The sequence below is a fragment of the Methanococcoides sp. genome, from assembly GCF_030594565.1.
In the GTDB taxonomy this organism is placed as follows: Archaea; Halobacteriota; Methanosarcinia; order Methanosarcinales; family Methanosarcinaceae; genus Methanococcoides; species Methanococcoides seepicolus.
In genome coordinates this window covers 1-3,449 of sequence record NZ_JAUVEY010000177.1, presented here as the reverse complement: position 1 = coordinate 3,449, position 3,449 = coordinate 1, and the positions used below count along the sequence as shown (strand labels likewise).

The 3,449-nt window shown below is 46.2% G+C and carries 3 protein-coding genes; all 3 read right to left on the bottom strand.

Annotated elements, in window-relative coordinates; translation table 11 throughout:
- Positions 1-117 precede the first annotated feature (117 nt).
- The 3 genes from QAS77_RS11065 to QAS77_RS11055 all read right to left on the bottom strand — a co-directional run bounded on the left by QAS77_RS11065 (position 118) and on the right by QAS77_RS11055 (position 3,390).
- Positions 118-1,536 carry a nucleotide sugar dehydrogenase gene (locus tag QAS77_RS11065; protein WP_305065586.1) on the bottom strand — a complete coding sequence of 473 codons (1,419 nt, stop codon included), beginning with the start codon at positions 1,534-1,536 and terminating at the stop codon, positions 118-120.
- 53 nt (positions 1,537-1,589) lie between these two features.
- Complete coding sequence (locus QAS77_RS11060) at positions 1,590-2,522, bottom strand: UDP-N-acetylglucosamine 3-dehydrogenase (protein WP_305065584.1); 933 nt, start codon at positions 2,520-2,522, stop codon at positions 1,590-1,592.
- Positions 2,523-2,925: 403 nt separating this feature from the next.
- Positions 2,926-3,390 (bottom strand): phosphopantetheine adenylyltransferase, encoded by a 465-nt coding sequence (locus QAS77_RS11055; RefSeq protein ID WP_305065588.1) that lies wholly within the window; start codon positions 3,388-3,390, stop codon positions 2,926-2,928.
- Positions 3,391-3,449: the final 59 nt, after the last annotated feature.

Genomic DNA, 3,449 nt, shown 5'->3' with positions numbered 1-3,449 from the left:
TTTTTAAATTGTTAGTGCCCATGCTAGCTCCCCACATATATATGCACACAAAATCCCGCAGTTCCATGTCCTCTGTATCACCGGATGACCTCCTTCTAAACTTATTACCTCAGATGTTCAGTTAATATCCCCTCTTCCAATGCCCCTATAAACGAACCCACCATCAATAAATTCCTCAGGCTTGATCACGTTCCTGCCATCTACAACAACAGGCTGATCTTTACCCATCACTTCCTTAACATCAGCAGGGTTCAGCTTGAAATATTCGGAGTGACCGGTTAGAATTACGACTGCATCAGCATCTTTCACTACTGATTCCATATCTTTCTCGATCTCAACATTCGGATAGCTTAATACATGAGGATCGTGTACCATAACTTTAGCACCAGCTTCAACTAAAAGATCCCTGTATGGCTCTGATGGGGGATTCCTGGCATCGTCTGAATCGTTGATGAAGGCCCAGCCTAGCATGGCGATCTTTGAGCCTTTTATTTCCTTTCCAGCATTTGCAAGGGCTTCTTCGGTAAGCTTGAACATGTGGTTGGGCATGAAGTCGTTCACTTTGCGGGCCAGGACGTAGATGGAATCGGTGTTCTCGGGGTAGTCCAGAGGGGATTCTCCGGCTATTTCTATGCCGCGTTCAAGGTGGTAAGTGTCTTTGGTCAAGCAGTGGCCGCCGACTCCGGCTCCGGGCCAGAGAATGGCTCTTGTAATGCCTTCTCCTTTTAGGCTGTCTATTCCTGCACGTACATCGTAGAAGTTGATCCCCCTGGATTCGCAATAGAGGGCGAGCTGGTTGGCTGCTGCGATCTGTAGGTCCCGGAATGTGTTCTCTGCGGTTTTGGTTACTTCGGCGGCGGTGGCGGACATTGGGATGATCTTTCCCTTTGTGAGGACCGGGGAGTAGAGTTCTATGGCTCGTTTGGTGCTGGCCTCGTCTATTCCTCCGACTATTCGGTCGTGTTCCTGTATGTTCTTGAGGAGGCGGCCCACCATTACGCGTTCGGGGGCATGGGCCAAGGCGAAATCCTCTCCTGCTTTCAGGCCGGACTCTTCCTCGAGGATTTCTTTAGCCATTCCCTTTGTGGTTCCCGGGGTGATGGTGGATTCCAGTACTACAAGCATGCCGGGTTTGAGGTATTTGCCTACGTTGCGTATGCCCTCGATCAGGGCCCCGAAATCAGGGATGAGGTCTGCGGGATTTTTGAATGGGGTCTGGATAGCAAGGGTCACTGCGTCCAACTCTGTAATTCTTGAGAAGTCGGGGGTGCACTCGAACTTTTTGGTATCGGTGACTTTTCTTAAGAGGTCTTCTAGGCCGGGTTCTTCGCCTTTTAGGGGGCTTTCACCGTTGTTGATCATGTCGATATTGTAGCCGGAGGATGCGGAATTCCTCTGGAATCCCAGGACTTTCTCAAATTTGTCAACATCTGCGAAAAGAGCTGCTGCAGGTATGCCTACGTATCCCATACCAAGAACACCTATTTTTTTGATGGGTCCTCTTGCATCTATGATCTTCTGTAACTTATCACTCATGATATCAACTTGTGTTATCCGTGTTATAAATATGAAAATTTAGTTTGTGTCGATCACAATTGGATCGTCTTTTCCTGCTTGTATGAATCAATGGCAGCCATGCATGCTTCCAGTGCATGTTTTCCGTCCTCTCCGTTGCAGTGTATCATTTCACCTGTGCTCACACATTTGATGAAATGCTCCAGCTCGTTCCTGAGGGGTTCGGCTTTGTCAACTTTTGCTTCCCTTATCCATTTCTCGTCATGAAGTTCTAAAGTCTGGTTGATGTAGTCCGGATATGCCACGTTTTTAATTCCTACGGCTGTAAGGTTGCGTATCTTGTGAGGGGTCAGCCAGTTGGTATCTACAAGACCTGTCTGGTTATGGTCGAACCTTAAATGTATGGAGGCATGATCCTCGAACGGATGGATGTCCGCACCTGCAATGGCATGGACCTTGTTCACCTTAAGGCCGTAAAGATATGAGATAATATCGATGTCGTGTACTCCGATATCCAGGATAACACCTACATCCCTTATCCTCGGATTGTATGCACCTACTCTTCGGGTCGACATAGATACTATCTTTCCAAGCAGGCCCGCATCGATGATCTCCTTAAGTTTTATGACCGCTGGATTGAACCTTTCGATGTGTCCGATCATCAAGGCTTTTCCTGCATTCTTTGCAGCCTGTATCATTATATCTGCATTTTCCGGCGTATCAGCGATGGGCTTTTCCACAAGCACATTTGCCCCTGCTTCAAGGGCATCAAGACACACCTGTTTGTGGAGCTTTGTAGGGACAACGATGCTAATGGCATCAAGATCTTTTCTGAGCAATCTTTTATAGTCTGTAAAGGGCTCGGTGCCATACTTTCTGGATAGCTCTTTCACTCTTTCTTCATCTATATCAGAAATTCCTACAAGCTCCACGCCTTCCATCTCGTGATATATTCGTATATGGTTAACACCCATAACTCCGGTTCCGATTACTCCGACACGCACCATGATAATAACTCCTTAAAAACAGATTAATCTGATAATAGTACGACTAATGCACTAGATCCTCAAAATATCTTCATGTCTTTAATGCTGGCCGATATTCTCAAAACTGTACTAAATTATCCTGTGAACTACTCGTAATCTTCAAACAACACCCGAGTGTGCAACACAGATCTCTCTCAGCTACGCTCTTATCCACCACGAATTTACTGCCACATACAGGGCAGTTCTTCTCTACACTGATAGTATTTACCACCTCTACTCCCAATATATTGATGGTCTAAAAATATTTAAGGGGGACGGTTGTACTTTTTTTAGAATGAATGTATAAAAAGAAAACACATAATAATTTAAATTGGTACATTTGTGGAGTGCTTGGAGGTTAGTAGTTCACACCTGAAAAGCCATTTCATTTAAGCTTCAAATGCCCGTGCACATCGATCTCTCCCTGGCCGATACGTGTGGACGATATGGGGAGATCATCATCCGCCATTACGTAGTTTATGCTCACTATCTTTATTTCTCCTCTTCCGGCAGCCTTTCTTATCTCGTTGATCTTCAGGGCAACGGGATGGGTCTCAGGGGATACTACGATGAACTCGTAATCTTCTTTGATTGTCGAGCCATAAGGATCTTTCAGGGTCTGTATATTGTACCTTTTCTTAGGTATGCCAAGTTGCTCGATAAAAGCGGTCAGATTCTTCTTGCGGGTTGCAATATCGGGGATGTTCCTGTTCTTCTGTTTGGCCATCTCATCGGATGTAAGGCCGATATCCACAATGTCGCCTTCCGCCATCTCGAACGCCTTTCTGATCAATGCCGTGTGGCCATCGTGAAGGAATTCAAAGGTTCCTCCTACCGCTGTTCTTCCCATCGCTTGCAAAAGGGGTTCGTATGTCATAAGTGTTATGATGGATTGGCGGGCGTGGGTGT